Source organism: uncultured Comamonas sp. (genome assembly GCF_964277875.1).
GTDB lineage: Bacteria > Pseudomonadota > Gammaproteobacteria > Burkholderiales > Burkholderiaceae_C > Comamonas > Comamonas sediminis.
The window spans coordinates 69155-91046 of the sequence record NZ_CAXYJV010000044.1; the positions used below are offsets into that span (position 1 = coordinate 69155).

The following is a 21892-nucleotide window of genomic DNA, read 5'->3' on the forward strand; positions in this document are numbered from 1 at the left end:
CGCGGCATCAGGCCACCCGGGCCAGCGCGGGGCTGTCCGGCTCAGCCTCAGCGGGCCGGGTCTTGAAGCGGCTACGTGCGGGGTCGATGTCGAGCATCGCGTCCAGCAGACTGCGGGTATAGGCATGGCGCGGCGCGCCAAAGATCTGGTCACGCGGGCCGGCTTCCACCACCCGGCCCTTTTCCAGCACCACGATGTCGTCCGAGATCGCGTAGACGCTCTCGAGCCCGTGGGCGATGAACACCATGCTCAGCTGCAGGTCCTTTTTGAGCCGCTGCAGCAGCGCCAGGATTTCGGCCTGCACCGACACATCGAGGGCAGAGACAGGCTCGTCGCAGATCAGCAGCTGGGGCTGCACGCTGAGCGCCCGCGCAATGCAGACGCGCTGGCGCTGGCCACCGGAGAGCTCATGGGCAAAGCGGTCCAGGGCCGAGGCCGGCAGGCCGACCATCTGCAGCAACTGCGCCGCTTGCGCGCGCAGCTGTGCTGCCGCCCAGCCTGGTAGCTCGGCCAGCGGCTCGGTGATCAGCTGGCCAATGCGCATGCGCGGGTTCAGCGATGCATAGGGGTCCTGGAACACCATCTGGATGCTTGCGCCCGCGCGCACTGCCGGGTCGTTCAGATCGGCGCCATCAAAACGCAGCTGGCCGCCATCGGCCTGCGCCAGGCCGGCAATGAGGCGTGCGAGCGATGATTTGCCGCTGCCCGACTCTCCGACCAGGCCCAGGGTGCGGCCGCGTTGCAGAGAGAAGGACACGCTGTCGAGCGCCAGGTGCTTCTGGGCTTTGAAATGCCAGGCGCGGGGCTGCTGGTAGACCTTGCTCACGGCATCCAGCTGCAGAATCGCGGGCACATCCTGCGCAGCCTGCGGCGCTTGCACGCCGGCCTCTGCCAGCGGCTGGCGCACCACGGCAGGAATGCGCGGCGCCAGCGCCAGCAGCTGGCGCGTATAGGCCGCTTGGGGCCGGGCAAACAGCTGCTGTACCGGTGCCGACTCAACAATCTCGCCCTGGCGCATCACATGCACCTGGTCGGCCACCTGGGCGATGACCGACAGGTCATGGGTGATCAGCAGCACGCCCACATTCGACTGCTCGGCCGTGCGCACCATCAGCTCCAGCACCTGGGCCTGCACGGTGTTGTCCAGTGCGGTGGTGGGCTCGTCGGCAATCAGCAAGGCCGGCTCGCCCGCCATCGCAATGGCCAGCATCACCCGCTGGCGCATGCCGCCCGAAAGCTGGAAGGGGTAGTCCTGCAGCAGCTGCGCCGGCCGGGGCAGGCCCATGCGGGCCAGCAGGTCAATGGCCTCGGCCCGGCGCTGGCGCCGCGTCAGCTGGCGCTTGTAGTACAGCACCTCTTCGATCTGGTCACCAATGGTCAGCACCGGGTTCAGCGACGACAGCGGCTCCTGGAACACAATGCCCACATCGGCCCCGCGCAAGCTGCGCCATCCCGCCTTGTCCAGGTGGCGCAGATCGCGGCCATTGAGCAGGGCCTCATCCGCGCTGAAGCGGGCATTGCCCGGCAGCAGGCCCAGCACGCTCAAGGCCGTCAAGGTCTTTCCCGATCCGCTCTCGCCCACCAAGGCCACCACCTGCCGGCGTTGCACCTCCAGATCCACCCCGCGCACCAGGCGCAGCGGCTCGCCGCCATCCTGCGGTTGCAGCGTGACAGCGGCATTGCGGTAGCGCAGCACGGTATCTGTCAGGCTGGCCTGCAGCGCGGCGGGGCGAATGATGGCGCTGGCCGGGTTGGCCAGCTGGGCAAGGCTTGGGGCAGCAGTCATGGCAGGCGTGGGTCCAGGTAGTCTCTGAGCCAATCGCCCAGCAAGATGATGCTAAAAACCGTGGCCGTCAGCGCCACGCCGGGAAAGGTGCTGATCCACCAGCTGGTGGCCAGCTGCTGGCGTCCGTCGGCCAGCATCTGGCCCCAGGAGATGTCGGGAGGCTGGATGCCAAAGCCCAAAAAGCTCAGCGAGGACTCCGTCAGGATGACGGTGCCGATGTTCAAGGTGGCCACCACGACCAGGGCCGGCAGGATATTGGGCAGGATGTGGCGCAGCAGCAGGCGCGAGGTACGCACCCGGCTGACCCGCGCCGCTGCCACAAACTCCAGCTCCTTGACGCGCAACACCTCGGCCCGCGCAATGCGGGTGTAGATCACCCAGTTGGTGAGCGCTATGACCACGATCAGCGGAGCCAGGCCGGCGCCGGCCACCAGGGCCACCACCAGCATGAACAGCATGGCCGGAATCGCCAGGATGGCATCGACCACGCGCATCAGCATCTGGTCCAGCCAGCCGCCACGCAGCCCGGCCAGCACGCCAATGGCCACACCGACCGCCCCCGAGAGCGCGACCGCTGCCAGCCCCACCATCACCGAGCTGCGCGCGCCGTAGACGATGCGCGCCAGCATGTCGCGGCCCTGGCCATCGGTGCCCAGCGGATAGGCCCACTGGCCCTTGTCCAGCCAGACGGGCGGCAGGTAGCGCAGCGACAGATTGCGTTTGACCGGGTCGGCCAGCGGCAGCAGATCGGCGCCCAAGGTGGCCAGCAGGATCAGCAGCAACAAGATGGCGCCAAAGCGGCCACTGCGGCTGCGCCACAGCGCGCGCAAAAAGCGCTGCAGGCGCGGAGGCTGGGCCGCCACCGCTGGCGCATCGGCCTGCACGGCCGTGCCGGTGTTCAGAACCACGCCGCTCATAGTTTCATCCTCGGGTCAATCAGGCGGTAGACCACATCGGTAAGAAAGTTCACCAGCAAGGTCATCGCGGTGATCACCAGCACACTGATCTGGATCACCGCCATGTCCTTGGTGTTGATCGCCTGCACGATCAGCTGGCCCAGGCCAGGCCAGGCAAAAATGGTCTCGGTCACCAGCGCCCCGCCCAGCAGCGCCACGACGTGCAGCGAGGTCATCGTCACCGTCGGAATCGCGGCATTGCGCAGCGCGTGCTTGCCAATCACCAGCCAGTCGGGGATGCCTTTGGCATAGGCGGTGCGCATGTAGTCCTGGCTCAAGGTCTCAAGCATGCTGGCCCGCACCAGCTTGGCCAGGTCCCCGGCAAAAGCGGTGCCCAGGGTCAATGCCGGCATCACCAGATGCGCCCAGGTACCGCTGCCCGATACCGGCAGCCAGCGCAGACTCACGCCAAACACCAGGATCAGCATGATGGCGACCCAGAAATTGGGCATGGCCTTGCCCAGCACGGCCACGCCGGAGACCGCATGGTCCACCCAGCTGCCGCGCCGCAAGGCCGCTGCCATACCGGCCGGCACCGCGATCAGCACGGCCACCAGCATCGATGCAGCGGCCAGCAGCAACGTGGCGGGCAGGCGTTCGAGCACGATAGGCAGCGCCGAGCTGCCATAGCGGTAGGAGGTCCCAAAATCGCCATGCAGCAGGTTGCGCATGTAGTTGAGGTACTGCATGTGCACCGGCTGGTCCAGCCCCCAGGCGGCCACCATGGCCAGGCGGTCCGCCTCCGAGGCCTGGTCCGGGATCATCATCACGGTCGGGTCGCCGGCCAGAAACACCAGCGCAAACACGATCAAGGTGACCGTGAACAGCACTGGCACCGCCTGGAGCAGCAGCCGCCACAAGGCCGAGAAAATCATGCGCGCCGCACTTGTTCAGCTGGGATCATCTCGTCAAAGCGGCCGGCAAACTGCACCCGCTTGTTGACGCTGTAGATCGCCTTGGGGTAGAGCACGCCGATGCGGGCGCGGTCCTGGGTGATGATCTCCTGCGCACGCCAGATGATGGCCTGGCGCTCCTTTTCGCCCGTAGTGGCGGGCAGCTCGGCTGCCAGGCGCTCGAACTCGGCATTCTTCCAGTGCGGGTTGAAGCGCTTGAGCGAGCCCATGTTCAGGATGAAGGAGGCATCGGTGTAGGAGCCCATGCCCCAGAAGTAAATCTCGTCATGCGAGTCACTGCCCACGCGGGCGTTATAGATGCTCCACTCCTGCACTTCGAGCTGCGCATTCAGGCCCACATCCTGCAGGTAGCCGACGATGGCCTCGGAGACCTCGCGGTCCTTGATATAGCGGCCGCTGGGCGAGCCAAAGCGGATCTTCGCCCCCTTGGCGCCGGACGCCTGGATCAACTGGCGGGCCTTGTCGGGGTTGAAGGAGTTGGTTGCCGTCAGGCGTGTGTTGGCATTGGGAATCTCGGGCGGGAACAGGCCGCGCGTGGCGGTGGCGTAGCCATCGGCCACCACATCGGCCAGCTCCTGGCGGTTGATCGCCAGGTCGATCGCCTCACGCACCCGCGCATCGTGGGTGACCACACCGGGCTCGGTGCGCAGGTGCAGACCAAAGTTGCGCGCAATATTGAAGGCGACGATGCCGGTATCAGCATTGGACTTGAGGCGGCCGATATCCTCGGGCGGAATGTTCACCGCCAGGTCCACGCCGCCAGACAGCGCCTCCGCCACCCGGGTTGCCGTCTCGGGAATCGCACGGATCACCACACGCTCCCAGTGCGGCGCCCCACCCCACCACTGCGGATTGCGCGCCAGCACCAGGCGGTCGGCCTTTTTCCACTCGACAAACCGGTAGGGCCCGGTGCCGATGGGCTTGGCAAAGAAGGCCTCTTCGCTGCCTGCGGCCTGGAAGGCATGCTGGGGCAGGATCGAGCCGCCATTGCCGACAAAGTTGTGCAAAAAGAGCGGATCGGGCTTGCTGGTGACCAGGCGCACCCGGTGCGGTCCCAGCACCTCGACCTTCTCGACCGAGCGGAACTTCTCCACCGCGCTGAGCAGCTTGGGGTTGCCCTTCATGCGCTCGACGGTGAACTTCACATCGTCGGCGGTGAACGGTTTGCCGTCATGCCAGCGCACATCGCTGCGCAGCTCAAACACCCAGGTGCGCGGGTCTTCCTGCTTCCAGGACTTGGCCAGGCCCGGCGTGAAGGCCATCTTGCCGTTCGGAAATTCCTTGTTGACCAGGTATTCGTAGAGATTGACCAGCGCCGACTGGGTGCTGTTGTTCTCGTGGTTGGCGGGGTCGAGCGACAGGATGTCGTTGCTCTGTGCAATGGTCAACGTGGTGGACCCTGCGGCAAAGGCGATCTGCGGCAGCGCAAAGGGCAGCGCGGCCACGCTGGCGGAGGCGGCGGCGTTTTTCAGAAAGATACGGCGGCTGGTAGGCATGGAGTGTTCGAATCAAAAAGAGAGGGAGAAAGAGGCTGCCAACGGCCGCGCTACGGCCCCTGGCGAATGCAGGCAATGGAAGGTGCGGATCAGCGCAAACAGAACAGCGCCCGTTCCTGTGCATCGATCTGCGCGAGCAGGCCGGTTTCCCATTCCAGGTAGGCCCGTGCGGCCGCCTTGTTGCCGCTGTGGCGGTCATGCACAAAAAACAGGTAGTCGATGCGCTCGGCGTCGCTGGGCACATCGGCGCTGGCCACCACCTCCAGACCCGCGTGCCGCCACTGCGCGGGCCCCTCGGTCAGCACCAGCGCGGTGCCGCCCACATCGCGTGCCGCGGCGGCCGCCAGCGCTGGCTCCGCCGTGATGAACACGGTAGGACGGGCACCATCGTTACGCTGCAGCAGCGGCCGGATGGACCAGCGCGCGCCCGCAATATGGCCAGCGCGGTAGCTGGCGCTGTCGCGCAGATCGACCAGGTCATAGGCAGCAGGGTCTGCAGCCAGATCGGCACTGCGGATGCGGGGCAACGCCGCTGCGGCCGGCTGCACTGCGGGGATGGCAGGCAGCGCATCGGGCGTGGCCAGATAGGCCTCATGCCCCAGGCGGCGCAGCCAGACCGCCGTCATCGGCGCGCGCAGGCCGTCGGTATCCACCAGCACCAGGCGCGCATTGCGCGTTCCCAAATACTGGTCGGTGGCCTGCACCAGCTGGCCGCCGGGCGCATGGGCCACCCCGGCGATCGGGCTGGCAGCAAATTCTTCGGGCGAGCGCACATCCAGCAGATAGGTGGTGCGTTCCGGGTCGGCCAGCCAGGCAGCCAGGCCAGCCGCGCCGATCCGCTCCACGCCATGCTCGGCGCTCAGTTGGGCAAGGCGGGCGGCTACCTCGGGTGCCGGCGCACGGCGGTGTTCGGGGTAGCTGCGGCTTTGCCCATGGTCGAGCGGCAGGTCGTTCAGATACCAGCCCTGGGTGCCGTTTTCCAGCGCATAAATGGGGTTGGGCAGGCCCAGATCGCGCAGGGTCTGCGCGCCCACAATGGAGCGGGTGCGGCCTGCGCAGTTGACCACCACCGTGGTTTGCGCATTGGGTATCAGGTCTGCATGGCGCAGCGCCAGCTCCCCATTGGGGCAGCTGATCGCGCCGGGAATGCTCATCTTGTTGAACTCGGCCAGCGGCCTGCCATCCAGTACCACCAGCGGGTGACCCGATGCCTGCCATTGCTGCAGCTGCCGCGCGCTGATATGGGGCGTGCCCAGCGCGGCCTCGGCCAGCTCACCAAAGGTTTTGGAAGGCAGGTTGACGCCCTTGAACAGCACCAGGCCAGCGGCCTGCCAGGCGGCCACCCCGCCCTCGGTGATGGACAGATCGCTGTAACCCCAGGCGGCCAGGGCCTCTGCAGCGCGGCGGGCAACGCCGTTGCCGCCATCGATCAGGATGATGCGGGTGGACCGCCTGGGCACGAGGCGGTCGATATCGGCTTCGAGCCGGCTATAGGCCAGCGGAATCGCCAGGAACGGATGCCCCTCCCCAAACTCACCGGCTTCGCGCACATCCAGAAACGCGAACTCTTTGCCGTCCGCCAACAGGGCTTTCACGGACAGGGGACTCAGTGCTTGCATAAAAACCATCATCTCTCGGACACAGCCCCGGACGCAAAGGCGCCCGGGGGAGAGCTGCGATTGTGCGCAGGGGCCTACTCCGCGAAAACGAATTAAATCTACTTAGCATATTTGCTCAGCGACTATGGAGGTATTGCCAGCGTGTCCGGGTGCCGTCAAGAGGCTGCGCGCATAGTTGCCACGCCGCGGGGTGCTTAACAACTTTCTGACACTTGGTTTTTGACACTGCACACACCGTTCATTCCCAGGAACCTGTGCGTGCCAAGACCTTTTACCTCCATACGATTGAACCCCGTGCAGCTCAGCTGGGTCGCCGCTCTTTTTTTTACCACGTTGGGAAACCTGGTGCTGTGGCAAACCTTGTTCGCGAAGGTGGAAGTCAACAGCCTGCACAGCCTGCTGTTCATCCTCAGCCTGCCTGTTTTCCTTTTCTGCTTTTTGAATCTATTGCTCTCGCCTGTGCTGGCGCTGCCCTATGTGCGCAAGCCCATCCTGGTGTGCTTGGTGGTGGTCAGCGCAAGCTGTAGTTACTTCATGTACCACTACCAGGTGCTCATCGACCGCAGCATGGTTCAGAACTTCTTTGAGACCAACCAGGCGGAGTTCAGCTCCTATTTCTCCATTTCCCTGCTGCTCACCATCGTTGTACTCGGCGTACTGCCCGCAGCACTGATGGTGTCGATCCCGAGCAAAAGCCTCCCCAGTTCCTGGCACACTGCCTTTTGGTGGCTGGGCAATGTGGTGGTGGCAGCCACCATGCTGGCAACGCTGGCCATGCTGTTCTACAAAGACTACGCGTCACTGCTTCGCAACAACCAGGAAATCCGAAGCCAGGTCCTCTTCTTCAACTTCGTCCACAACACCAATAGCTACCTCAAGCGCAAGCACCAGGCACGCTCACAACCGATCCGGACCGTGGCAGAGGATGCACGGCGCACACAAAGCGCCACCGACAGCCGACCCAAGCTCGTCATTGCCGTCATCGGCGAGACAGCGCGGGCGCAGAACTTCCAGCTCAACGGCTACCCGCGCGCGACAAACCCTGAGCTCTCTCAAAGAGATGACATCATCAGCTTCAAAAATGTGTCTTCCTGCGGCACGTCCACCGCCGTGTCGCTGCCTTGCATGTTTTCGCGCCTGAGCCGGCAGCAGTTCGACCAGGTCCGCGCAGCGACCGAAGAGAACCTGCTCGATGTGCTGCAACGCACCGGCGTGGACGTTTTATGGCGCAACAACAACAACGGTGGTTGCAAAGGGGTCTGCGCGCGCGTGCCCACCGACAACATGCCCAAGCTGAAGGTGGCCGGGCTTTGCGTCAACAAGGATGGCACCTGCTATGACGATGTGCTGCTGCACGAGCTGGACGCCCGCATCCAAGCGCTGCAAGGGGATGCGCTGATCGTGCTGCACCAGCTGGGCAGCCATGGCCCGACGTATTTTGAACGCTTCCCTGCAGAAACCGCCAGCTTTCATCCTGTCTGCAATAGCAACCAGATTCAGAATTGCAGCAACGAAGCGCTCACCAACACCTACGACAACACACTGGTCTACACCGACCGCAAACTGAGCCAGGCGATTGCACTGCTGCAACGGCATGCGATCGTGCGCGATGTGGCGATGGTCTACCTCTCGGACCATGGTGAATCACTGGGAGAAAAGGGCATGTATTTGCACGGCACTCCTTACATCATTGCCCCTAAAGAGCAGACCCATGTGCCGCTGGTGATGTGGCTCTCACCAGAATTCGCCAAGAGCAGCCAAGTGGATGTCTCCTGCCTGCGCCAGAATGCGGACAGCGCGCACTACAGCCACGACCATTTCTACCACTCCATGCTGGGGCTCTTCAACATCGAAACCAGTGTCTACCAGCCGTATCTCGACCTGTTCTCGCCTTGCCGGGTAGCTGCCAACGCTCCCCGCTTTTGAGGGCTGTGAGCCCAAGCATGCCCTCTACCACTCCAGACCAAAGCGACAACCTCGGCTGCTGCTGTGCACCACCATACGCCAGCCCAGGTGGGCCACCATGCGTTGCGCGATCGACAGACCCAGTCCTTGCCCACGGGCGCTTGCGCTGGGCGCAAAACGCTCAAAATGCTGCGTGTCCATACCTGCAGGCAAGCCTGGCCCCGTGTCGGAGACCACCAGGCTGCGCGCACTGAGGGTAATACGCACTTCTCCACAGCTGGTGTATTGGCAAGCATTGCGCACCAAATTCCAGACCACGCTGCGCACCAATTCAGCGTTGGCGCTGGTTCGCGCCTCTGCCAATACGTCCAGTACCAGCAAGACAGGTTTGTCGGCCACCCAGGGCTGGCAGCGGTCTACGCAATCTTGCACTAAGGGAAGCAGAGGGATGACAGTGCGCGAGAGCTTTTGCGGCTCCCGAGATAGCAGCAAATAGCTCTCCAGCTGCAACTCCATCTCTTGCGCCGTGCGCACAATGCGCGCAGCGCTGGCAGTCAGGGCACTGTCCTGAGGCAGTTGGTACACGAGTGTCTCCGCTGCACAAGCAACAATCGCCAGCGACGTGCGCAACTCATGGCTGGCATCACTCACAAAGCACTGCTCACGCTGTAGAAACTGTTCGGCCTCCTGCTGGCGTTGTGCAATGGCGCGCGCCAACACCCCAATTTCATGGGTTTCATGGAGAAATGGAAACGACTTTTGCTTGCGCTGCAGGGCATAAACCAGATCGCTGATGGGCGCCACGGCTCGCTTGGATACCCAATGGCCTGCCCACGCTGCGCCCAGCAGGCACAGCAGGATAGCCAGCAAGGCATATCCTGCAATAACGCGTTCAAAATAGCTGCGCCGAGCATCGGTATGAACGAGGAAGTACGGCTGCCCCTGGATGTCAAATACCAACAGGTGCCAGCGGCTTCCGTCAACTTTGTGGTAACCCACGCCATAGTGCCTGAATGACTCTGCCACGTTGCGCATGTCATAGAGCTGGTAGTCATCGGCCATGACGGGAGACTTGCCCTGCTGCATCGCACGCTGGATACGGTCCTTCTCCTGGTGCAAATGCTCCGAGATGATGCATTCTTTCCGCGCCTCTGCATCCAGCCACTCCGCAGCGGCGATCAGGGCCAGTGCCGCCAACATCAACAGGACAATGCCGCATGTGATGCGCACTTTAAGCGTCATCTGGTTGGCAAAACGCATCATGCTGACCACCTCCTCGGCAATCGATCAGGGCTATGCCGCGTCCTGGCCCCGGTCCAGGCTCCAGCCGATGCCGTGCACGGTTTTGATAAGAGCCGATGAGAAGTTCCTGCCAATCTGCTGGCGCAGATCATGGATATGGGTGCGCAAGGCATCACTTGCGGGGGGCTCATCACCCCAAAGCAGGTAGACCATCTCCTGCTTTCGGACCACAGCCGGTGCCGTGCGCATCAGGCAGAGCAGCAGCTTATGGGTCGTTGGCGTCAGGCTGATGTGCTGGCCCTGCCGCCAGGCTTGCGGCAATTGGGTGTCCACCGTCAAATCCTCCCAGACCAAGCTGCCTTGTACCAACCTGCACTGGGCGCGGCGCACCATGGCCTGGATACGTGCATGCAGCTCTTGCAAAGAGAAGGGTTTGACGAGGTAGTCATCGGCCCCTTGTGCCAAGCCGCGCACGCGGTCATCGACGCTGGCCTGCGCCGTGAGCATCAGCACCGGAACCGGGTTTTGGAACTCTTGGCGCAACCTTCGGCACAGCGCAAGACCGTCGAGTTGCGGCAGCGTCACATCCAGCAAGACAGCGTCGTAGTCATTCTGGGTCGCCGTCCTGAGCCCTGTCAGCCCATCGCGGGCATCGTCCAGCACATAGCCCAGCGGCTCCAAAAAGGCATACAGACAGCCCACCAGCTCGGGGTTGTCTTCCACAATCAGCACTCGGGTCATGGTCAATAGGCATTTGGAATTGCTTGAATGATCTAGTCCCGGCAGGCTGGGGAAGATGATTGAAGCTATTGAATCAATAGCAGCACAGAGGGTCTCGGTTACGTTTTAAAAAGAATCTGAAGTTATAGAGAATCCCGAAACTAGCGGCATTGCGCTGCAAGGCATGACTCTAATCTTTATTTATCGTTAATTTCTATTCATTTTTGATTATTGATAAATTTAATGAAATTAGTTCAACTTGGGCTCACTGGGCTCTGCGTTGGTAGAGGCCTTGCTTGTTGACTCTGCACCACGCCGGGCCATCGCCGGGCCCAGGATCAGCAACAGCGCCAATGCAGCCCAAGCCGTTGCCAGCCAATGATTGGCCTGCAGACCCCCGCCATGCACCACCTGCCCTCGCCTCCCAGGCGCTCAGTGCAATGCCGGTGTTGAGCATCCCGACATACAGCGCTGCCGCGGCCTCCATCATCCAGCTCATCTAGTCGACGCCCCCGCCAACGATGATGGACGTCGCCAGCCCACCGCCGCTGCTAGCACCAAGTGCGTTGCCAATCCACCCGCTACCGCCCCAGACCCCCCATGCACAAACCCAGCAGCACGTGGGCGGCCAGCATCCAATCCCAGCTTGTTATTAAGGCCGATGAAACGCAGCCCAGCTGTCTGACCAGACAGTCAAGCCGCCGGGCACTGCGTTGACGGCAGCGCACCGCCGGCCACTACAGCCTTGCAAGCAACCCGACTACAGTCCCCAGGGCCTGGCAGCCTTAACCTGACAGGGCAGCGAAACAGATGCTGTGATTCCACTTTCAGGAGACCCCGAATGACCTACCAGCAGCAACGCAACCAGAACCCCAATGGCCAACAACCTGCAGAAAAGCAGCAGGACCAGCAAAACCAGCAACGCCCTGCGCAGCAGCAGCAACAAGGCCGCGAACAGAACCAGCGCCAGCAAGAGCAGTCGCAGCAGCAATAAGGCCTGTGCGGCAGCCTGTCTCAGGTAGGCATGAAAAAGCCCGCAAATGCGGGCTTTATGTCGTGTCGCTTAGCGGCGAAATTGCGCTTGGTAATGCTTCAGTGCCAATTCCACATCCTGCAGACGATCATATTGCGGCGAGCCCAACAGGGGCTCCAGATCCCGCAAACCAATCACTTCCAGTTCCAAACGCTCGTACTGCGCCTGTGTAGTCACAAGCAGGTCCTGTGCTTCTCGCATCAGACCCCCTTTCCACCCGAGCATAAACGGTGCAAAAGTGTTTATATATTCAGGTTATTCACCTTAACGCTTTTCTAGCAGATTGCAAAGTTCTTTTACATATACCAACGCCGGCAACCGGTGTTTGGCACCGATGCCCGGCTCACTCGTCGGGCAGCTTCCAGCTGCCGGCGGTAATCGGCCGGGTCAGCTGCTCGATTTTGGCGTCGATCAGCGACAGGCGGGCGTGTTCAATCGTGCCTTCGGCCGGCAACTCTGCCAGCAGCTCCGCACCCTGGGCTTTCAGGGTGTCCAGATAGGCATCTTTTTCCTGGTCGTTTCCGGTTTGCGTAGACATCTCTGGCCTCCAATGCTTTATGGTGCAGAAACTGTAACAAAACTACCAAGAATTTCTAGTCAGAAAACACTAAATTACAGAGAGAACCCATAAATTCCTACAGGCCCATCGGAAAGCGCTGCGCAGTTATTTGACTGACGGATAGCCATTTCAATATCCATTCAACAGCCGAAAGACCGGCTGCTCGCGCGCGCTGGCATCGTTAGCGCTGGGATGCGGATTGTTCAGCCGAATAGCCGAGCTGCTTCATCGCCGCGGTGATCGATACGGCTGCGGCGCTGTAGCCATCCCAGGGTGCATTGCCCTTGCGAAAACGCTCTTCCACCGAGGTGATGGACCAGTGCGCACCGCTCGTGACCTGATCCAGCTCGGCCCATTCGATAGGTACCGACACTCCCATCCCTGGCCGCGCCCGTGCCGACCAGGCGCTGACCGTGGTCGCGCCCCAGCCATTGCGCAGGTAGTCAACAAAGATCTTGCCTTTGCGGTTGCTGGGCCCGCTTTTCGCGACAAAGCGCTGCGCGATGGTCTCGGCCAGATGCTGCACGATCGCCTTGGAGAAACCCTTGACGGTGTCCCAGTCATGGCGCCGCTGGATCGGGACCACCACATGCAGGCCCTTGCCGCCGCTGGTCTTCAAGAAAGCAGGCAGCCCCAGCTCCTGCAGCAGCACCCGCACCAGTTCGGCGCCCTCCTGCACCGCAGACCAGGGCACGCCCTCGCCGGGGTCCAGATCAAAGGTCATGCGATCAGGCCGCAAGATCTTGTCGCGCTGGGCATTCCAGGTGTGAAACTCGACCACATTGAACTGTGCCGCCTGCAGCAGGCCCTGGATGCTGGCAATGCTCAGCAGCGGCGGATGCTCCGGATCCAGCGACTGGGGCAGCTGAACGATTCCCGCCATCTCGCGCGTCTGCAGATGCTTTTGGAAGAAATGCTCGCCCGCCACGCCGTCGGGCGTGCGCATCAGCGACGTGGGCCGGCCTTTGAGGTGCGGCATCATCAGCGGGCCGACCCGCTCGTAATAGCGCACCAGGTCCAGCTTGGTCACGCCGGTGGAGGCGTCCATCACGCGCTCCGGGTGGCTGACCTCGATCGCTGCAGCGGGCGCAGGCTTTGCTTTTTGCGTTGGGGGCATCGTCGCACTCTCCTCCCTGGTGATCTGGCGCGCAGGCTTGTCCTGCCGCAAGCCATGGAAAACTGCCTGGCGCACCCGGCCTTGTGCTGTCCACCCGGCAAACGCGACTTCGGCGACCAGCGCTGGCTTGACCCACTGCGCCTGGTAGTCAATGCGCTCAGGGTCTGCAAAGGGGCAGACGCGCACCTGGATGCGCTCGAGTTGCTGGGTCAGCTCGCGCAGGCTGGCCTCATTGAAGCCGGTGCCGACATTGCCGGCATAGACCAGCCGCCCGTGGCCATCATGCACACCCAGCAACAGCGAGCCCAGCCCGGTGCGCGATCCCTTGGGACTGGTGTAGCCGCCAATGACGAACTCCTGCCGCTTCTGGCATTTGAGCTTGATCCAGTCGGCCGTGCGTCCCGCGTGGTAGGCGGCATCCTTGCGTTTGCCGATGATGCCCTCCATGCCCAACGCGCAGGACGAGGCCAGCAGCTGCGCCGCATCCCCTGCGAAAGCCTCACTGAGGCGAATCGCGTCGCCCAGCCCCTCGCTGGACTGCAGCGCCGCCTGCAAGTTCTCGCGCCGCGCCTGCCAGGGCTGGCCGCGCAGATCGTGGCCATCGGCAAATGGCAGGTCAAACAGGTAGTAGACCAGCGGGGTCTGGGCGCTGCCATCGAACGCATTTTGCAGCAGCTGAAAATCGGGCAGCCCCTGGGCATTGAGTGCCACCACTTCCCCATCCAGCCAGGCATCGGCGAGGGGCAGCCGGCCCAGCGCCTGCGCCAGGCCGGGCATCTTCGCCGTCCAGTCCTTGCCATTGCGCGTCCATAGCTGAACCTGCGCACCCTTTTTCCGCGCCACCATGCGGTAGCCGTCAAACTTGAGCTCCCAGGCCCAATCTTCGGCATCGGCAGGCGGGGCATCAACCAGCACGGCCAGCTGGGGTTCCAAGGTCTTGGGCAGCGGCGATGTCTTGGTCCTGGTACTCGCCTTCACATTGGCCCTGGGCTTTGCCGGAACAGCGGGCGTTGCACGACCTGGGGCCTGGGCAGACGACAGCGGCGGCGCCAGGCCTGCCACGCTGTCGGGCTGGGCCTCGACCACCTCGAACTCTTCGGCACTGCGGGCAAAGTCGTCCGCCTCCTTGATCAACAGCCAGGGCGGCTGCCGGTCGCTCTCCTTGCCCTTCATGCGCACGAGGGTCCAGCGGCCTTGCAGCTTGTGGCCCTGCAACTCAAAGTGCAGCTTGCCTTTGCGGTAGCCCTCCAGCGGGTCGGCCAGCGGCGTCCACAGGCCCTTGTCCCAGACGATGACCTTGCCTGCGCCATAGTTGCCTGCGGGAATCTGGCCTTCAAAACGGTTGTACGAGATTGGGTGGTCTTCCACCTGCACAGCCATGCGTTTGTGGCTGGGGTCGAGGCTTGGCCCCTTGGGCACCGCCCAGCTTTTCATCACGCCGTCGAGTTCCAGCCGCAGGTCGTAGTGCAAATGGCTGGCCCAGTGTTTCTGGATGACGAACTGCAGCTGGCCGGCGACCGGTTCACCGCCCTCGGCCGGCTCGGGCGTGACCGCGAAATTGCGCTTGCTCTGGTATTTGGACAAGGAGCTGGGCATGCTGAAATCCTCCTACCAGCAGCTCAGGCGCTGCGGCGCCTGGGCGCAGCCTTGGCCGTCTTGGAAGTCTTGGACACCTTCGCAGTGCCGGCCCGGCCTTTGCTTGCAGCACTGGCGGACTGGGTGGCCGTGGCTGCCTTCTTCTTCGCGGGCGCCGCCTTGGGTTTGGACGCCGCCGGCGCAGGCTTGGCATCCCCGGTGGTTTTGGCGCCCGCTCCACCGGCCAGGCTTCGCTTGAGCAAGGCCGTCAGGTCCAGAATCTCGGCGCCTGCCGACAGCTCGGGCTTCTGCTCCACCTTGGCAACCTCTTCGACATCGCCCGATTTGACCTTGGCGTCGATCAGCTTGTGGATCTCCTCCGAGAACGAGTTGCGGAAGTCATCGGCATTCCAGGCCTGGGCCTTGTCCTCGATCAACGCGACCGCCATGTCCATCTCGGCGCTGGAAATGCCCGCCGCCTTGGCGGTCATCGGCGGCAGATCGAGCTGTTCGAACGAGCGGATATCGCCGCCCCAGCGCAGCAGGTTCAACACCAGCGCCCGCCCACACGGCACCAGCACCGCCAGGTGCTGCTTGGTCTGGATCACCACCTTGGCCACCCCCACCTTGTTGGTCTTGCGCAGCGCTTCGCGCAACAGCGCATAGACTTTCTCGCCGCGCTTGAGCGGCGCCGTGTAATAGGGCCGCTCCAGGTAAATCAGCGGAATCTCGTCGGCATCGACAAAGGCCTCGATCTCGATGGTCTGCGTCGTCTTCGGAAACGCCGCGCTGATCTCCTCAGTACTCAGGATCACATAGCGTCCGTTCTCATACTCGACGCCCTTGACGATGTCGCTGCTCGCGATCTCCTTGCCGGTTCGCTTGTTGATGCGTTTGTAGCCCACCGGCTCCATCGAGCGCTTGTCGAGCCAGTCAAAGTCGATGCCCGAGTCGCGCGTGGCCGTGTACAGGCCGATCGGCACATGCACCAGCCCAAAGCTGATGGCGCCTTTCCAGATGGTGCGTGTCGATGTTGGAGCGTTCCCTTGCTGGTCTTTCATGCCTGCCTCCTGTGGTTCGCTCCAGTGTGAACGTCTGGCCCCGGACCCTGTGAGAGGAAATGACAACTTGCGCAGCAGACGCGGGACGACGGGCCTGCCGGAGAGGTCCCACAAGCCTGGCGAGGCTATCGCAGGCATCGCGCTGCACGGCGCAGCAACGCGCCCGCAGGACTCCAAGCGCGGGCGCACAAATCCTACAGACCTGCGGCGCTGGCCGGGTCAATCTACAGGACATGCGGTCCCCGCCCGTGGCGGCGCTGACCGTTGGACCATCCACCCTTGATTTGAGGAGCGCACCATGGCCACTGCCCAACCCACCGGCGAACCCCGGAATTTCCCCGAAGACGAATCGATGGACCCGGTCGGCGAACCGTATCCCGAGCAGGAGCCGCTGACGCCCGATCCCGGCGATGACCCGCCCCACCCGCCCTTCTCCCCGGACAACGAGCCCGACATACCGCAGGACCCTGAAGCGGAGCGGGTCGTGAGCCCCGAGCCATTGGATCCCTGACAGCGCTTCGCTCCGTTCCTGAACCTGTTGCAAAGGCTGTGATGCCCACTGACCCGCTGATGCCGCCCTATCCGCAGCCGGATATGGCGCTTTTCCTTGACTTCGATGGCACCCTGGTGCCGCTGGCAGCGACGCCCGACAGCATCATCGTGCCGCCGGGACTGGTGCCGCTGCTGCAGCAGTTGCAGACCGTGCTGGGCGGCGCTGTGGCGGTCATCTCTGGCCGCGAGATTGCCGCCGTTGACCGGTACATCCATCCGCTGCGCCTGCCTTGCGCAGGCAGCCATGGTGCCGAGCGCAGACGGGCAGATGGGCAGCAAAGCCAACTATTGGGCGATGGTCTGGAGCACATCGCTACTGCCTGTTGGCAACTGGCCGCGCGCCACCCTGCGTTGTTGGTGGAGCCCAAACCCAGCGGTGTGGCGCTGCACTACCGCCGCGATCCGACCCTCGAGCCGCAATGCCTGCGGGTGCTGGAGGCAGCCGTCGCAGGACGCCCCGACTGGGTGCTGGTGCGTGGCAAATGCGTGATCGAGGCACTGCCGGCAGGCATCAACAAAGGCGCCGCCATTGCGGCGTTCATGCAAGAGGCACCATTTGCAGGCCGCACGGCCTGCTTTGCAGGAGATGATGTGACGGATGAAACCGGTTTTTCAGTGGTCCAGCAGCAGCAAGGGGTGGCCATCAAGGTCGGGCCCGGCGCCAGCTGCGCCCGCTATCGGCTCGGCGGCGTACCCCAGGTCCATGCCTGGCTGCATACCGCCAGTGCGCAGCTCACTGCGCGGCGCAGCCTGGAGGCGCGCGTATGAGCCGCCTGGTCATTGTCTCCAACCGCGTCGCAGACCCGCATGACACTGCGCCGGGCGGGCTCGCGGTGGCGCTGGAAGAGGCGCTGCAGCGCCAGGGCGGCCTCTGGTTTGGGTGGAGCGGTGCCGTCACCGACAGCGACACGCCACACATGCACTGCGAACAGTGGCATGACGTGACCCGGGTCACCACCGAGCTGCGCCGCCAGGACCATGACAGCCACTACGCCGGTTACTGCAACAACATGCTCTGGCCGGTGTTCCACAACCGGCTCGATCTGGCGGCCTTCGACGCGAGTTATTGGGATGGCTACCGCCGCGTCAACCAGCAGTTCGCCCGGCAGCTGCTGCCGCTGCTGCAGGAGGACGACGTGGTCTGGGTGCATGACTACCACCTGATCGGCCTGGCAGCGGAGTTGCGGGCGCTCGGATGCCGCCAGCGGATCGGCTTCTTTTTGCACATCCCGTTTCCGCCGCCGGTCATCTTCATGGCGCTGCCGCAGCACGAGGCGCTGATGCAGTCCCTGATGACCTATGACCTGGTGGGGCTGCAGAGCAAACAGGACCTGCGGCATTTCAGCAGCTATGTGGTTGACCAGGCGCGCGGCCAGGCACGGCCTGGCGGCCACTTCCAGGCTTTTGGCAAACGCACCCGGTGCGAGTCGTTCCCGATCGGCATCGATGCCCAGGCCTTTGCGTCGCTGACAACGACCAGCGAGGCGCTGCAGGTCCATGCGACGATGCAACGCGAATACAGCCAGCGCCGTCTGGTGCTCGGCATCGACCGGCTCGACTACTCCAAGGGCCTGCCCGAGCGCATCTGCGCCTTCCGCGATCTGCTGGCCCGCCATCCCCAGCACCGGCGCAGTGCCACGCTGGTGCAGATCGGCTCGCCCACGCGCGAAAGCGTGCAGGCCTATGCGGAGATACGGGCACGGCTCGAGACCTTGTGCGGGGCCATCAATGGCGACTTCGGTGAGCTCGACTGGATGCCGGTACGCTACATCCACCAGGTGCTGACCCGCGCCCACCTGGCGGGTCTGTGCCGCGCCGCCGCTGTCGGCCTGGTCACCCCGTTGCGCGACGGCATGAACCTGGTCGCCAAGGAGTTTGTTGCCGCCCAGGATCCGGACGACCCCGGTGTGCTGGTGCTGTCCCGCTTTGCCGGGGCGGCGGAGCAGCTGCACGAAGCGTTGCTCGTCAACCCCTACGACATTCATACGACGGCCAACACCATCGACCAGGCGCTGCAGATGCCGCTGGACGAACGCCTTGACCGCCACCGGCGGCTGCTGGCGCGCATCCAGGCCCAGGATGTGCATTGGTGGTGCAAGCGTTTCTTGGCAGCGCTTGCGCGGCCCACGACGTTCGGCATGCCGCCTCCCGCGCGCTACGCCTTCGAGCGCCATTCCACCGCGGTCAGCCGGCACTGACAAGGAGTCGGTGGGCCGTCCTTCCACGTCCACGCGGTATGCCATGCAGGATACATGGATGTGCATGTTTCCAGCCCCCGCCCCCGCTGTGCGGCCCCTGTCCGGTGCCGTAACGGGGCGGCCTCAAAATGATTGATTCCGACGATATATCCGACCTCTTGGACCGCATGCCCCAGGCGGAACCCATGGCCCAGCTGCGTGCGCTGATCGACCAGCAGCTGGACCAGTTGCCGCTGCCCGGCCATGGCCAGACACTGAGCCGCTGGCAAGCGCTGGCGAGCGTAGCTGCCTGCAATTTGAGCCTGGCCAAACTCTATGAAGGCCATACCGATGCGCTGGCGATTCTCGCCGAACTGGGCGCCACGGCCCTGGCGGGCAACCAGACCTGGGCCGTATGGGGCGCAGAGCCGCCCGGCAACCAGGTGCAGGCAACGCCGCTGAACACCGTCCATCGCCTCGATCCCGGAAGCCCGGTCCAGTTGTCGGGCACCAAGGCCTGGTGCTCCGGCGCACGCAGTGTGGACCATGCGCTGATCACCGCCTGGCTTCCCGGCGCGAAACGCTGCCTGGTGGCGGTCGCACTGGACCAGCCGGGGGTCGAGGTTACCGGCGACGGCTGGGAGGCCGTCGGCATGGCCGCCAGCGCCAGCGTCGATGTGCGTTTGAAGAACGCATCCGGCACGCTGGTCGGCAAGCCCGGCGATTACCTGGCCCGCCCCGGTTTCACCCATGGGGGCGCCGGCGTTGCGGCCTGCTGGTATGGCGCCAGCACCCGCATCGCCGACTACCTGCTTGCCAGCGCCTGCACCAGCGAAGACCCGCATGCGCTGGCGCACCTCGGTGCGGTCGATGTCGCACTCAGCAGTACCGCTGCGCTGCTGCGCGCCACTGCCGCCCGCATCGACACCCGTCCTGACCAGGGCTGGCACCTGGAGGTCAATCGCAGCCGTCTGGCGGCCGAGTCGGCGGCGCAGCAGGTGTTGCGGCGTGTGCCACGCGCGCTGGGCCCGGGGCCGCTGTGCAAGGACCGCCAGCTGGCGCTGCTGCTCGCCGATCTGCCGATCTTCATCCGCCAAAGCCATGCCGAGCGCGATCTGGCAGCGCTGGGCCAATCCATTACCGAACAGAAAGACACCCTTCCATGGAAGCTCTGATATCCCGTGAGATTTTCGGCGAAGGCACACCTGAACTGCAGTGGCAGCCCTGGCTGGCCCAGGCACCGCTGGCCGACGATCCCTTGTCCGGTCTGCTGCAAGGCTGCCAGCGGGTGGTCATCGTCTCCCCCCATCCCGATGATGAAATCCTGGCGACCGCCGGCATCATGCAGCACTGTGCCGATAGCGGATTGCCCTGCACGGTGATCGCCGTCACCTCCGGCGAGGCCAGCCACCCAGGTTCGCGCCTGTGGACGCCCGACCAGCTGGCCCAGGCCCGCGAGCGAGAAAGCGCGCAGGCACTGGCGCTGCTATGCCCCGGCAGCCAGATCATCCACCTGCGCATTCCCGACGGCCAGGTGCAGGACCACCAGCCCCAGCTGGAGTCGCGCCTGCAGCAACTGCTGCGGCCGACCGATGCGGTGTTCTGCCCCTGGCGCTACGACGGCCACCCTGACCACGAGGCGACCGGCGAGGCCTGCGCTGCGGCGGCCCAGGAAGTCGGCAGCCGCCGGTTCGAGGTGCCGATCTGGACCTGGCACTGGGCCAGCCCGGGCGATGTGCGGGTCCCCTGGCAGCAGGCCGTGCGCATTCCGCTCAGCGCTGAGCAGCTGGACCGCAAATGCCTGGCCGTGTCCTGCTTCCGCACCCAGCTTCTGCCCGATCCGTCGACCGGCCGGCCCGCCATCCTGCCCCGCTGGGCCACGGCGCGCCTGCTGCGCAACTTCGAGGTGGTACTGCGATGAGCCAGCGCCAGCATTTTGAGGCGTTGTACCAGGCCTGTGCGGATCCCTGGAACGTGCAAACCGCATGGTACGAGCGGCGCAAACGGCAGTTGCTGATGGCTGCACTGCCGCGCGAGCGCTACCGCCACGCGTTCGAGCCAGGCTGCGGCAATGGTGAAATGACGATAGCGCTGCTGGAGCGATGCGACCAGCTGGTCGCCGCCGACTTCTCCGAGTCCGCGATCCTGCTGTGCAATGCGCGCATCCAGCGCGAAAGCCGGCGGGACCTGCATCTGCAAAAGCTGGAGGTGCCCCGGCAGTGGCCGCAGGTGCCCGAAGGCGGCTTTGACCTGCTGGTGGTGTCCGAACTGGCTTATTACCTCAGCGACTCGGAGCTGGGGCTTTTCAGCGAGCGCTGCCTGCAATCGCTGGCGCCCGGCGGCCATTGGCTGATGTGCCACTGGCGCCACGAGGCCGCTGACCTGTTACAGGCCGCAGACACGCTGCATGCGCAGATGGGCGCCAATACCGCGCTGCGCAGCCTGGTGGAGCACCGCGAACCCGATTTCTTGCTGGACGTCTGGGAAAAACTCTAGAGGGCACACCATGATTGGCATCTGTATACCTGCACATGACGAAGAGGACCTGGTGGAGGCCTGCCTGCACAGCGTCCTGACGGCGGCCGCGCACCCCGACCTGGGCGGCGAGGCCGTCAAGGTAGTGGTCGTGCTCGACAGCTGCACGGACGGCACCGCTGCGCTGGTGGCGAAATGGCCGGTCGTCGCCTTGTCAGTGGACGCACACAACGTCGGCCGTGCCCGGGCCGCAGGCGCCCGCCATCTGCTGCACCACCAGGCCCGCTGGCTGGCCTTCACCGACGCGGACACCTGTGTCGCACCCGACTGGCTCGCAGCGCAACTTTCGCTGGGCGCCGATGTCGTCTGCGGCACGGTCGAGGTCGACAGCTGGGCCGCCCATGGGCTGCAGGCCCAGGCCGCGCGCAGCCGCTTCGAAGCCAGCTACCAGGACCGGGAAGGGCACCGGCATGTGCACGGCGCCAATCTCGCGCTGTCTGCCAGCTGTTACCTGCAGGCCGGGGGTTTTGATGCCCGCGAATGCGGCGAAGACCAGGCGCTGGTCGACAAGCTGGAAGCACTGGGCGCCCATATCGCCTGGACGGCACGGCCGCGCGTTCTGACGAGTGGCCGTCCTTTCTCGCGCGTCGAACATGGCTTTGCCGGTGCCATCCGGCTCCATCCGGCGCAGGCGCTGCGCTGAAC

The 21892-nt window shown here is 64.2% G+C and carries 20 protein-coding genes; 9 read left to right on the top strand and 11 right to left on the bottom strand.

Annotated features, from left to right (window positions below; genetic code table 11):
• Nucleotides 1-7: 7 nt before the first annotated feature.
• The 5 genes from ACHWUQ_RS17935 to ACHWUQ_RS17955 form a co-directional block, all read right to left on the bottom strand.
• The gene (locus ACHWUQ_RS17935; RefSeq protein WP_394681951.1) at nucleotides 8-1786 is read right to left on the bottom strand and encodes a dipeptide ABC transporter ATP-binding protein; all 1779 of its coding nucleotides are present in this window, start codon (nucleotides 1784-1786) and stop codon (nucleotides 8-10) included.
• Complete coding sequence (locus ACHWUQ_RS17940) at nucleotides 1783-2703, bottom strand: ABC transporter permease (protein WP_394681952.1); 921 nt, start codon at nucleotides 2701-2703, stop codon at nucleotides 1783-1785. The genes ACHWUQ_RS17935 and ACHWUQ_RS17940 overlap by 4 nt, the downstream gene beginning before the upstream one ends.
• Nucleotides 2700-3617: an ABC transporter permease gene (locus tag ACHWUQ_RS17945; protein ID WP_312461900.1), complete on the bottom strand. Its 918-nt coding sequence runs from the start codon at nucleotides 3615-3617 to the stop codon at nucleotides 2700-2702. The genes ACHWUQ_RS17940 and ACHWUQ_RS17945 overlap by 4 nt, the downstream gene beginning before the upstream one ends.
• Entirely contained in the window at nucleotides 3614-5152 is a 1539-nt protein-coding gene (locus ACHWUQ_RS17950; RefSeq protein WP_394681953.1) for an ABC transporter substrate-binding protein, read from the bottom strand. Before ACHWUQ_RS17950 ends, ACHWUQ_RS17945 begins: the two co-directional genes overlap by 4 nt.
• A gap of 89 nt (nucleotides 5153-5241) precedes the next feature.
• Nucleotides 5242-6783 carry a rhodanese-like domain-containing protein gene (locus ACHWUQ_RS17955; RefSeq protein WP_394681954.1) on the bottom strand — a complete coding sequence of 514 codons (1542 nt, stop codon included), beginning with the start codon at nucleotides 6781-6783 and terminating at the stop codon, nucleotides 5242-5244.
• Between the two features lie 282 nt (nucleotides 6784-7065).
• Between ACHWUQ_RS17955 and ACHWUQ_RS17960 the strand changes: the two genes are divergently transcribed.
• Nucleotides 7066-8697 carry a phosphoethanolamine transferase gene (locus ACHWUQ_RS17960; protein WP_394681955.1) on the top strand — a complete coding sequence of 544 codons (1632 nt, stop codon included), beginning with the start codon at nucleotides 7066-7068 and terminating at the stop codon, nucleotides 8695-8697.
• 24 nt (nucleotides 8698-8721) lie between these two features.
• On the opposite strand, the gene ACHWUQ_RS17965 is transcribed toward ACHWUQ_RS17960, so the two are convergent.
• Together ACHWUQ_RS17965 and ACHWUQ_RS17970 are read right to left on the bottom strand one after the other, a co-directional pair.
• Nucleotides 8722-9939 (bottom strand): sensor histidine kinase, encoded by a 1218-nt coding sequence (locus tag ACHWUQ_RS17965; RefSeq protein ID WP_394681956.1) that lies wholly within the window; start codon nucleotides 9937-9939, stop codon nucleotides 8722-8724.
• A gap of 30 nt (nucleotides 9940-9969) precedes the next feature.
• On the bottom strand, nucleotides 9970-10659 hold the full coding sequence (locus ACHWUQ_RS17970) for a response regulator transcription factor (protein ID WP_394681957.1): 690 nt from the start codon (nucleotides 10657-10659) through the stop codon (nucleotides 9970-9972).
• An 820-nt stretch (nucleotides 10660-11479) separates the two neighbouring features.
• Between ACHWUQ_RS17970 and ACHWUQ_RS17975 the strand changes: the two genes are divergently transcribed.
• The gene (locus tag ACHWUQ_RS17975) at nucleotides 11480-11632 is read left to right on the top strand and encodes a hypothetical protein (protein ID WP_394681958.1); all 153 of its coding nucleotides are present in this window, start codon (nucleotides 11480-11482) and stop codon (nucleotides 11630-11632) included.
• A 69-nt stretch (nucleotides 11633-11701) separates the two neighbouring features.
• On the opposite strand, the gene ACHWUQ_RS17980 is transcribed toward ACHWUQ_RS17975, so the two are convergent.
• The 4 genes from ACHWUQ_RS17980 to ACHWUQ_RS17995 all read right to left on the bottom strand — a co-directional run bounded on the left by ACHWUQ_RS17980 (nucleotide 11702) and on the right by ACHWUQ_RS17995 (nucleotide 15983).
• Entirely contained in the window at nucleotides 11702-11872 is a 171-nt protein-coding gene (locus ACHWUQ_RS17980) for a hypothetical protein (protein WP_312526742.1), read from the bottom strand.
• A 142-nt stretch (nucleotides 11873-12014) separates the two neighbouring features.
• The gene (locus tag ACHWUQ_RS17985; RefSeq protein ID WP_239812451.1) at nucleotides 12015-12209 is read right to left on the bottom strand and encodes a hypothetical protein; all 195 of its coding nucleotides are present in this window, start codon (nucleotides 12207-12209) and stop codon (nucleotides 12015-12017) included.
• Nucleotides 12210-12411: 202 nt separating this feature from the next.
• A complete protein-coding gene (gene ligD / locus ACHWUQ_RS17990; protein WP_394681959.1) occupies nucleotides 12412-14943 on the bottom strand; it encodes a DNA ligase D in 2532 nt (843 codons plus the stop codon).
• A 23-nt stretch (nucleotides 14944-14966) separates the two neighbouring features.
• The gene (locus tag ACHWUQ_RS17995; RefSeq protein WP_394681960.1) at nucleotides 14967-15983 is read right to left on the bottom strand and encodes a Ku protein; all 1017 of its coding nucleotides are present in this window, start codon (nucleotides 15981-15983) and stop codon (nucleotides 14967-14969) included.
• Nucleotides 15984-16281: 298 nt separating this feature from the next.
• Here ACHWUQ_RS17995 and ACHWUQ_RS18000 point away from each other — a divergent pair, with 298 nt between their 5' ends.
• The 7 genes from ACHWUQ_RS18000 to ACHWUQ_RS18030 all read left to right on the top strand — a co-directional run bounded on the left by ACHWUQ_RS18000 (nucleotide 16282) and on the right by ACHWUQ_RS18030 (nucleotide 21890).
• Nucleotides 16282-16494 (top strand): hypothetical protein, encoded by a 213-nt coding sequence (locus tag ACHWUQ_RS18000; protein ID WP_394681961.1) that lies wholly within the window; start codon nucleotides 16282-16284, stop codon nucleotides 16492-16494.
• 41 nt (nucleotides 16495-16535) lie between these two features.
• Nucleotides 16536-17303 (top strand): trehalose-phosphatase, encoded by a 768-nt coding sequence (gene otsB / locus ACHWUQ_RS18005; RefSeq protein ID WP_394681962.1) that lies wholly within the window; start codon nucleotides 16536-16538, stop codon nucleotides 17301-17303.
• On the top strand, nucleotides 17300-18733 hold the full coding sequence (locus tag ACHWUQ_RS18010; protein ID WP_394681963.1) for a trehalose-6-phosphate synthase: 1434 nt from the start codon (nucleotides 17300-17302) through the stop codon (nucleotides 18731-18733). The genes otsB and ACHWUQ_RS18010 overlap by 4 nt, the downstream gene beginning before the upstream one ends.
• Nucleotides 18734-18900: 167 nt before the next feature.
• Nucleotides 18901-19887: an acyl-CoA dehydrogenase gene (locus ACHWUQ_RS18015; protein WP_394681964.1), complete on the top strand. Its 987-nt coding sequence runs from the start codon at nucleotides 18901-18903 to the stop codon at nucleotides 19885-19887.
• Complete coding sequence (locus tag ACHWUQ_RS18020) at nucleotides 19875-20633, top strand: PIG-L deacetylase family protein (RefSeq protein WP_239812458.1); 759 nt, start codon at nucleotides 19875-19877, stop codon at nucleotides 20631-20633. The genes ACHWUQ_RS18015 and ACHWUQ_RS18020 overlap by 13 nt, the downstream gene beginning before the upstream one ends.
• The gene (locus tag ACHWUQ_RS18025; RefSeq protein ID WP_394681965.1) at nucleotides 20630-21208 is read left to right on the top strand and encodes a methyltransferase domain-containing protein; all 579 of its coding nucleotides are present in this window, start codon (nucleotides 20630-20632) and stop codon (nucleotides 21206-21208) included. Before ACHWUQ_RS18020 ends, ACHWUQ_RS18025 begins: the two co-directional genes overlap by 4 nt.
• 10 nt (nucleotides 21209-21218) lie before the next feature.
• Entirely contained in the window at nucleotides 21219-21890 is a 672-nt protein-coding gene (locus tag ACHWUQ_RS18030) for a glycosyltransferase family 2 protein (protein ID WP_312415891.1), read from the top strand.
• Nucleotides 21891-21892 lie beyond the last annotated feature (2 nt).

Coding starts and splice junctions, on each gene's coding strand:
- ACHWUQ_RS17935 (WP_394681951.1), bottom strand. CDS start 1,786: ATGACTGCTGCCCCAAGCCTTGCCCAGCTGGCCAACCCGGCCAGCGCC.
- ACHWUQ_RS17940 (WP_394681952.1), bottom strand. CDS start 2,703: ATGAGCGGCGTGGTTCTGAACACCGGCACGGCCGTGCAGGCCGATGCG.
- ACHWUQ_RS17945 (WP_312461900.1), bottom strand. CDS start 3,617: ATGATTTTCTCGGCCTTGTGGCGGCTGCTGCTCCAGGCGGTGCCAGTG.
- ACHWUQ_RS17950 (WP_394681953.1), bottom strand. CDS start 5,152: ATGCCTACCAGCCGCCGTATCTTTCTGAAAAACGCCGCCGCCTCCGCC.
- ACHWUQ_RS17955 (WP_394681954.1), bottom strand. CDS start 6,783: ATGATGGTTTTTATGCAAGCACTGAGTCCCCTGTCCGTGAAAGCCCTG.
- ACHWUQ_RS17965 (WP_394681956.1), bottom strand. CDS start 9,939: ATGATGCGTTTTGCCAACCAGATGACGCTTAAAGTGCGCATCACATGC.
- ACHWUQ_RS17970 (WP_394681957.1), bottom strand. CDS start 10,659: ATGACCCGAGTGCTGATTGTGGAAGACAACCCCGAGCTGGTGGGCTGT.
- ACHWUQ_RS17975 (WP_394681958.1), top strand. CDS start 11,480: ATGACCTACCAGCAGCAACGCAACCAGAACCCCAATGGCCAACAACCT.
- ACHWUQ_RS17980 (WP_312526742.1), bottom strand. CDS start 11,872: ATGCGAGAAGCACAGGACCTGCTTGTGACTACACAGGCGCAGTACGAG.
- ACHWUQ_RS17985 (WP_239812451.1), bottom strand. CDS start 12,209: ATGTCTACGCAAACCGGAAACGACCAGGAAAAAGATGCCTATCTGGAC.
- ligD (WP_394681959.1), bottom strand. CDS start 14,943: ATGCCCAGCTCCTTGTCCAAATACCAGAGCAAGCGCAATTTCGCGGTC.
- ACHWUQ_RS17995 (WP_394681960.1), bottom strand. CDS start 15,983: ATGAAAGACCAGCAAGGGAACGCTCCAACATCGACACGCACCATCTGG.
- ACHWUQ_RS18000 (WP_394681961.1), top strand. CDS start 16,282: ATGGCCACTGCCCAACCCACCGGCGAACCCCGGAATTTCCCCGAAGAC.
- otsB (WP_394681962.1), top strand. CDS start 16,536: ATGCCCACTGACCCGCTGATGCCGCCCTATCCGCAGCCGGATATGGCG.
- ACHWUQ_RS18010 (WP_394681963.1), top strand. CDS start 17,300: ATGAGCCGCCTGGTCATTGTCTCCAACCGCGTCGCAGACCCGCATGAC.
- ACHWUQ_RS18015 (WP_394681964.1), top strand. CDS start 18,901: ATGCCCCAGGCGGAACCCATGGCCCAGCTGCGTGCGCTGATCGACCAG.
- ACHWUQ_RS18020 (WP_239812458.1), top strand. CDS start 19,875: ATGGAAGCTCTGATATCCCGTGAGATTTTCGGCGAAGGCACACCTGAA.
- ACHWUQ_RS18025 (WP_394681965.1), top strand. CDS start 20,630: ATGAGCCAGCGCCAGCATTTTGAGGCGTTGTACCAGGCCTGTGCGGAT.
- ACHWUQ_RS18030 (WP_312415891.1), top strand. CDS start 21,219: ATGATTGGCATCTGTATACCTGCACATGACGAAGAGGACCTGGTGGAG.